General features: G+C 70.7%; 7 protein-coding genes. 2 read left to right on the top strand and 5 right to left on the bottom strand.

Going from position 1 to position 7113, the window contains the following annotated elements; translation table 11 throughout:
- Both Q0588_RS02730 and Q0588_RS02725 read left to right on the top strand, forming a co-directional pair.
- Window positions 1–885: SEC-C metal-binding domain-containing protein (locus Q0588_RS02730; RefSeq protein ID WP_298743541.1), on the top strand; the 885-nt coding region annotated here is incomplete at its 5' end.
- A 114-nt stretch (window positions 886–999) separates the two neighbouring features.
- The gene (locus tag Q0588_RS02725) at window positions 1000–2163 is read left to right on the top strand and encodes an aminotransferase class V-fold PLP-dependent enzyme (protein WP_298743539.1); all 1164 of its coding nucleotides are present in this window, start codon (window positions 1000–1002) and stop codon (window positions 2161–2163) included.
- Window positions 2164–2272: 109 nt separating this feature from the next.
- Here the strand turns inward: Q0588_RS02725 and Q0588_RS02720 are convergent, their stop codons facing one another.
- The 5 genes from Q0588_RS02720 to Q0588_RS02700 all read right to left on the bottom strand — a co-directional run.
- On the bottom strand, window positions 2273–3154 hold the full coding sequence (locus Q0588_RS02720) for a hypothetical protein (protein WP_298743537.1): 882 nt from the start codon (window positions 3152–3154) through the stop codon (window positions 2273–2275).
- Window positions 3155–3238: 84 nt separating this feature from the next.
- Window positions 3239–4225 (bottom strand): hypothetical protein, encoded by a 987-nt coding sequence (locus Q0588_RS02715; protein ID WP_298743535.1) that lies wholly within the window; start codon window positions 4223–4225, stop codon window positions 3239–3241.
- A gap of 60 nt (window positions 4226–4285) precedes the next feature.
- The gene (locus Q0588_RS02710; protein ID WP_298743533.1) at window positions 4286–5788 is read right to left on the bottom strand and encodes a CoA-acylating methylmalonate-semialdehyde dehydrogenase; all 1503 of its coding nucleotides are present in this window, start codon (window positions 5786–5788) and stop codon (window positions 4286–4288) included.
- A gap of 86 nt (window positions 5789–5874) precedes the next feature.
- A complete protein-coding gene (locus Q0588_RS02705; RefSeq protein ID WP_298743531.1) occupies window positions 5875–6765 on the bottom strand; it encodes an alpha/beta hydrolase in 891 nt (296 codons plus the stop codon).
- A 77-nt stretch (window positions 6766–6842) separates the two neighbouring features.
- Window positions 6843–7113 (bottom strand): transcriptional repressor (locus Q0588_RS02700; protein ID WP_298743529.1); only part of this gene is annotated, 271 nt, incomplete at its 5' end.

The raw sequence follows: 7113 nt of genomic DNA, 5'->3' as shown, positions 1-7113 counted from the left end.
ATCAGCCACCCGTGGCTGAACCGCGCCGTCGAGACCGCCCAGAAGCGGGTCGAGACCCGCAACTACGACATCCGCAAGAACCTGCTGAAATACGACGACGTCGTCAACGACCAGCGCAAGGCGGTGTTCGAGCAGCGCCAGGAATTCATGGACTCGACCGACCTGTCCGAACTGGTCGGCGAGTTCCGCAACGACGTCATCTCCGACCTGATCGAAAAACATATGCCGCCCAAGGCCTATGCCGAGCAGTGGGACATCGACGGCCTCGACGAGAAGGTCAAGTCGACCCTCGGTCTGGAGCTGCCGCTGCACGACTGGGCCGCCGAGGAAGGCGTCTCGAACGAGGAGATCGAGGAGCGGCTGGTGGCCGCCGCCGACGCCCGCGCCGCCGAACGGCTGGCGCTGATCGGGGCCGAGCAGACCCGCGGTCTGGAAAAGCAGTTCATGCTCCAGATGATCGACATGAGCTGGCGCGAGCACCTGGTCCATCTCGACCACCTGCGCGGGGTCATCGGCCTGCGCGGCTACGGCCAGCGCGACCCGCTGAACGAATACAAGACCGAGGCCTTCAACCTGTTCGAGACGCTGCTCTACGAGCTGCGCCACAACGTCACCCGCTGGCTGATGACGGTCGAATTCCGCTTCGAGGCGCCGCCGCCCATGGAGCTGCCCGAGTTCCAGGAGATCCACCTGAATCCCGGCACCGGCGAGAACGAGATGGCCGACCCCATGGCCCAGCTGCCCGAGGGCCTGCTGCAGGGCGAGGACCGCGCCCGGCTGCCGGTCGAGACCCTGCCGGTCAACTGGGCGCGCACCCCGCGCAACGCCGACTGCCCGTGCGGCTCCGGCCGCAAATTCAAACACTGCCACGGGGCGCTGGTCTAGAGCCTGATCGGTTGAGGAGGAATCGCTTCGCGATTCCGCCGAGGCCGTGAATCAGGCTCCAGGGCGCCGTCGCCCTCGGCTTGAGCCCGGGAGCGTTTCGCGGGAATGAGGGGCATGAGCTTCAAGCCCCTGTTCTCCCGCGCCCTGTCGCTCGACCCCGGGCGGCTGCATTTCGCGGCCCATAGCCACCATCTGTGGCCCGACGCCTCGTTCGACGGCCAGGTCCGGGCCTGGGTCGAGGCGAACAAATTCGCCGACCGCAAATGGGACCTGATCTTCGGCGAGGTCGTCCCGGAGGCCCAGGGCCAGGTGGCCCGCGAGCTGAACCTGCCGTCGCCGGACACGGTCGTGTTCGCGCCCAACACCCACGACTTCCTGCTGCGGCTCTTCTCGGGCCTTGAGAGGAAGCCGGCGCGGATCCTGTCCACGGACGGCGAATTCCATTCGTTCCGCCGCCAGGGCGAGCGCTGGGAGGAGGCCGGCGAGGCGGCGATCACCCGTATCCCGCTGCACCCGTTCGAGACCTTCGACGACCGCTTCGTCGAGGCGGCGCGGACCGGCGGTTTCGACTGGATCGTCGTCAGCCAGATCTTCTTCAGGACCGGCCAGGTCTTCGGCCGGATCGCCGACCTCGCCGCCCTGGCCGACCCGGCCGGGCCGTGGGTGCTGGTCGACGGCTATCACGGCTTCATGGCCGCGCCGACCGACCTTTCGGCCGTCGCCGACCGGCTGTTCTACGTCGCCGGGGGCTATAAATACGCCATGTCCGGCGAGGGCGCGGGCCTGCTGCACGCCCCGGACGGCTTCTGCCCGCGGCCGGTCGAGACCGGCTGGTTCGCCGAGTTCGGCGACCTGACCGGCCGGCCCGAGGCGGTCCGCTACCGCGCCGACGCCGGACGCTTCTGGGGCGCGACCTTCGATCCCACGCCGCTGTACCGCTTCAACGCCGTGCGCCGGATGCTCGACGAAGCGGGCCTGACCACCGCGGCGATCGCCGGTCACGCGCGCGGGCTGATGCGGCGCCTCCAGGACGCCGCCGCCGCGGGCGAGGCCGGGCGGCTGGCGGACGCCGGATTGGCCAATCCGGTGTCGAACGAGACCGGGCGGGCGCGCTTTCTCGCCTTCCGCCATCCCGACGCCCAGGCGTGGCGGGCCCGGCTGCTGGAGGCCGATGTGGTCACCGACGTGCGCGACGACACGATCCGCTTCGGCTTCGGCCTGTATCAGGACGAGGCGGACGTCGAACGGCTGATCGAGGTCTGCAACCGGGTGCTGTGACGGCTGTTGTCCACAGCTTGTCCACAGCTACGCCCGGGCGATACATCCGCGACATCGGGGCCGATACTTCAGGGACAAGACCCGCGACAACCGCGACATCGGCGACATTTCAGAAGAAGGTGGCGTCGTCCTGCTTCTTCGGCTCCGGAGCCTTGCGCGGCGCCGGCGGGGCGGCCGGGCGGGCCGGAGCGGGCGCCGGCGTCGCGCCGGGAGCCGCCGCCGGCTCGCCGTCGGCGGGCGCGAGAGGGGGCAGGGTCGGATAGGCCAGGCCGCCGGGGCCGCCCTCGCCCGGATAGGCCGTCGACGGCGCTCCCCCGTCGGGCCCGACCACGGAGGGACTGACCCGGTCGGGCGCGTCGAGGTCGTCGCGGACGAAGGCCCACGAGCGGCTGTCCGAACAGGCGCAGGCCTTCATATAGCCCTCGCGGTCGCGCCAGATCACCAGCGGATAGCCGATCGTCAGGCCTTCCCCGCGCAGGGCCCCGGTCAGTTCGCCGACGAAATCGCGCCCCGCCTCGACCACCGCCCCCCGCGCCAGGCTGCCGTCGGCGGCGGGAATGCCGGCCGCGGTCCAGTTGTTCGACGGCGTGGCGGTCCAGCGCTGGTACAGCGTCCAGTCGCGCGTCAGCCACAGCTCGGCCACGGTGGCCCGCTCCGCCGCCGTCGATTGCGCCAGCCCCTCCCGGTCCGGCCGCGCGAAGACGATGATCCGCACCTCGACCCCGGCCGCCCTCAGCTTGGGCGCCTCCTCGCGCTCGTAGCGCTGCATGGCCGCCGAGTCGCGATAGCCGACGATGTACAGCGGCTCGCCGCCGCCGCCGGCCGACAGCCACGACGACTCGTCCAGCAGCTGCTGGATAAGCGCCTGGTTGCGGGTCACCGTCACCGGCTGGAAGCGGGCGTAGAAATGCTGATAGGCCCAGAAGCCGCCGATCGCGAGGATCAGCCCCGTCAGGGCGGCGAGGGCTGACCAGACGAATATCCGACGCATACGGCGGCGCTCCAGCTTCACTGTGCCGGGCAGGTTAACCCCTGCCGACGCTTTGCGCACCCCCGAACGTCGGGGAGGCGAACCTTATCGTCCCTGCCGCTCGACGACATCCACTTCCTGACTGACAAGAACCTGGAACCGCTGTTCGAACTCGGTGGTCCGGTCGGCGTATTTCATCAGCGAGGCCACGCTGTCCCCGCGAAGAAGCGCCCGCCGCGCCTCGTCCATCATTGCGGCGGCGCCCTCCAGTTCCTTGAACATCGCCAGGTGCACTGGCGCCAGCCCGTCGCGGATGCCGTTCAGCCGGGGGTCCTGGTGGTCGACGGACACCTCCCGTTCGATGGCGGCCTGCCCGCGGGTGTTCTCCCCCGTCATGCAGCCCACGGCGCGCTCCATGCCGGCGCCGGCGTCTTCGGGGCGGACAAGGTTGAGGGTGCCGCGCTGGAAGGCGGCGAAGCCTTCGTAGAAGCAGGCCAGGCTGGTCACCTGCGCATAGCTGGAGCTGTCCGAAGGCACCATCGGCAAACGGGCCCGCAGCATCAGGGATTGAGCCTCGATCACGGCTACCGAGCCTCTCACCAGCGCGGTCGCGGACTGTTCGATCCGGGCCTGATCGCCGGCCGTCAGCGCGTCACCAAGCCCCTCCACCGCCGCCAGCAGCTCATCGACCCCGGCCGAAAAGCGGGCGATGTCGACCACCACCCGGTCGACCAGGCGCAGTTCGACCGGATCGGCCTCGCCGGCGACCCGGGGCAGCGAATTCAGTCTGCGGACGATGTCCTGTATCTCGCGGCGCGAGCTCGCCAGATCACCGCGCATGGCGGCGATCGCCGCGCTCATCTCGTCCGGCGTCCGGGCGCCGGCGTAGGCGGGGTCGGAGGCGACCTTCACCAGCAGGCTGGTGACCCGCTCCGCCGCCTCGGTCGCCACGCGCATATGATCGATGGCGGCGTCGCCCTGCGCCCCGGGAACGATCACCTGCGCCGCGGCCACGGAGGGCGCCGCAAGCGGGGCGGCGAGCGGGGCGAACCCCAGGATCAGCGCGGCGAGCGCCGCCAATGGTCTGCGCATGTTCCCCCCCACGGACCTTGCCAACCAGAACGCGCGCGGCGCGGCTGTCAAGTCCGTAGTCTACCCCATGGTCGGGATGACGAAGCTCGAATCCGCGTGCTCCAGCTCGCTGTCGGGCCAGCGGGCGGTGACGGTCTTGACCCTGGTCCAGAATTTCACCCCCTCCATGCCGTGCTGGTTGGTGTCGCCGAAGGCCGAGCGCTTCCAGCCGCCGAAGGTGTGGTAGGCCACCGGCACCGGGATCGGCACATTGATCCCGACCATGCCGACATTGACCCGGGCGGCGAAGTCGCGGGCGGCGCGGCCGTTCTGGGTGAAGATGGCGACGCCGTTGCCGTATTGGTGCCGCGACGGCAGGCTCAGGGCCTCCTCGAACGAATTGGCGCGGACGATCTGCAGCACCGGGCCGAAGATCTCCTCCCTGTAGGACTCCATCTCCGGGGTGACGTGGTCGAACAGCGACGGGCCGATGAAATAGCCGTTCTCATGGCCCTGCAGGCTGAAGCCGCGCCCGTCGACGACCAGTTCGGCGCCTTCCTGGACGCCCTTTTCGATCCAGCCCTCGACCCGCGCCCTGTGCTGGGCCGTGACCACCGGGCCGTAGTGGGCCCCGGCGTCGGTCGAGACGCCGACCCGCAGCGACGGAATCTCGGCCACCATCCGCTCGCGCAGAATGTCGGCGGTCTGCTTGCCGACGGGGACGACCACCGGCAGGGCCATGCAGCGCTCGCCGGCCGAGCCGTAGGCGGCGCCCGACAGATCCTTGATCACCTGGTCCATGTCGGCGTCGGGCAGGACGATGCCGTGGTTCTTGGCTCCGCCCATGGCCTGGACGCGTTTCCCGTGCGCCGCGCCGGTCTGGTAGACGTAGTGGGCGATGTCCGAACTGCCCACGAAGCTGACCGCATGGACCAGCGGATGGGTCAGGATGGCGTCGACGGCCGCCTTGTCGCCGTGGACCACGTTCAGCACCCCGGCCGGGGCCCCCGCCTCCATCATCAGCTCGGCCAGCCGCACCGGCGTCGACGGATCGCGCTCCGACGGCTTGAGGATGAAGGTGTTGCCGACGGCGATGGCCACGCCGAACATCCACATCGGGATCATGGCCGGGAAGTTGAACGGGGTGATGCCGGCCACCACGCCGAGCGGCTGGCGCATCGAATAGACGTCGATGCCGGGGCCGGCGCCCCAGGTGTATTCGCCCTTCAGGGCGTGCGGGACGCCGCAGGCGAATTCGATGACCTCCAGGCCGCGCTGGATGTCGCCTTTCGAATCGGCGATGACCTTGCCGTGCTCCGAGCTGAGCAGTTCGGCCAGCTCGGCCATATTGGCCTCGACCAGCCGCTTGAACTCGAACATCACCCGGGCCCGGCGCTGGGGGTTGGTCGAGGACCAGCCGTCGAAGGCGTTCTGGGCCGCCTGCACCGCCCGGTCCAGCTCCGCCGCCGAGGCCAGCTGCACCCGCGCCTGGACCTCGCCGGTGTTCGGGTCGAACACGTCCGAGAACCGGCCCGAGCCGCCCGTGAAACTGGCGCCGTCGATGAAGTGGTCGATGTCGCGCATGCTGAAGCGTCTCCCTGAAATCGGCTGTTCTGGTTGGCGCGCGGTTTAGACCGCCGGGCGCGCCGGCGCCAGTGTCGGGCCGTGCGTCACACCGCGGCGTCGAACAGGGCGTCGCGGGCCGCGTCGGCCCGCAGCATCGGAAAGAAATGGGTGCCGCCGTGGACGGTCTCGACGCTGACGCGGGGCAGGCGGCGCGGATGGTCGGGCACATGGCAGGTCGACCCGGCCTCGCCCTTGAGGATGCGCACCGGCCGGTCCAGCCGCTTCAGGGCCCGCCACGGATCGTGGCCCTGGGCCGCGTAGTTCGAGGCCTCCCACTCCGGCGGGCAGGCGAGAACCAGGCCGTCGGCCGTCTCGACCAGGCCGTCGGCCAGGTAGTCGGCCAGCATGATCTCGGGCCAGCCGCGGAAGGCGCCGCGGCCGGTGTAGGCCGCCATGGCCTGTTCGCGGCTGTCGAACACCGCGCGCCGGCGTCGCGCGGCCTTCACCAGCGGAAGGCGCGAGGCCAGCCGGTGAACCACCGGCAGCTGCAGGGCCGTCACCACCCAGCGGCGCCAGATCACCGGATCGAGCAGCACCAGTTTCGAGACCCGGGACGGCCGCTCGACCGCCGCCAGCAGGGCCGTGGTGGCCCCCATGGAGTGGCCGGCCACCACCGCCGGCGGCCCCTCCAGCGCGTCCAGCAGGGCGACCAGGTCGTCGCGGTGGTCGGTCCAGGCGCGCCGCCCGCGGGGCTCGGCCGGCAACCGGGTGAGGCCGTGGCCGCGCAGGTCCGGGGCCCAGATCCGCAGGGTTCCCGACAGCGGCGCCAGCAGGCTGCGGTAGGTCATGGCGTTGAAGCCGTTGGCGTGCACGAAGACCAGGTCGACCGGCCGCTTGGGATCGCCGAAATCCAGCACGCTCATCTCGCCCCCGCCCCAGCGGTTGTCCACCGGCAGGCTCAGGCGGCGGGGCGGGGAGAGCCGGATCGCGTCCATTCAGGGCAGATAGACGGTTGGGCCGGTGATTGCCAGCGGCCGCCGGTCCGCCCATCCCGCCGGACCGGCGGAATTCCCTATTGGCAGGCGGGACAGCGCCCGTGGGCCTCGATCGTGGTCCGCTCGATGGCGTAGCCGGCGGCGTCGGCGGCGCGGCCCAGCTCCCCGGCCACCGGCGACGACACCTCCTCGGTCGCGCCGCAGCAGTCGCAGATCAGGAAGGCCGCCGCATGGTCGCGGCCGCCGGAGGCGCAGGCCACATAGGCGCTGATCGAGGCGATGCGGTGGGCCAGCCCCTTGCGCTCGAGAAACTCCAGCGCGCGATAGACGGTCGGCGGCTTGGCCGGC

The organism is uncultured Brevundimonas sp., assembly GCF_937870815.1.
In the GTDB taxonomy this organism is placed as follows: Bacteria; Pseudomonadota; Alphaproteobacteria; order Caulobacterales; family Caulobacteraceae; genus Brevundimonas.
This window is presented reverse-complemented; position numbering and strand designations above follow the sequence as displayed.

Bases quoted from the DNA above. Each gene is read 5' to 3' on its own strand.
- Q0588_RS02725 (WP_298743539.1), top strand. From the start codon at position 1,000: ATGAGCTTCAAGCCCCTGTTCTCCCGCGCCCTGTCGCTCGACCCCGGG.
- Q0588_RS02720 (WP_298743537.1), bottom strand. From the start codon at position 3,154: ATGCGTCGGATATTCGTCTGGTCAGCCCTCGCCGCCCTGACGGGGCTG.
- Q0588_RS02715 (WP_298743535.1), bottom strand. From the start codon at position 4,225: ATGCGCAGACCATTGGCGGCGCTCGCCGCGCTGATCCTGGGGTTCGCC.
- Q0588_RS02710 (WP_298743533.1), bottom strand. From the start codon at position 5,788: ATGCGCGACATCGACCACTTCATCGACGGCGCCAGTTTCACGGGCGGC.
- Q0588_RS02705 (WP_298743531.1), bottom strand. From the start codon at position 6,765: ATGGACGCGATCCGGCTCTCCCCGCCCCGCCGCCTGAGCCTGCCGGTG.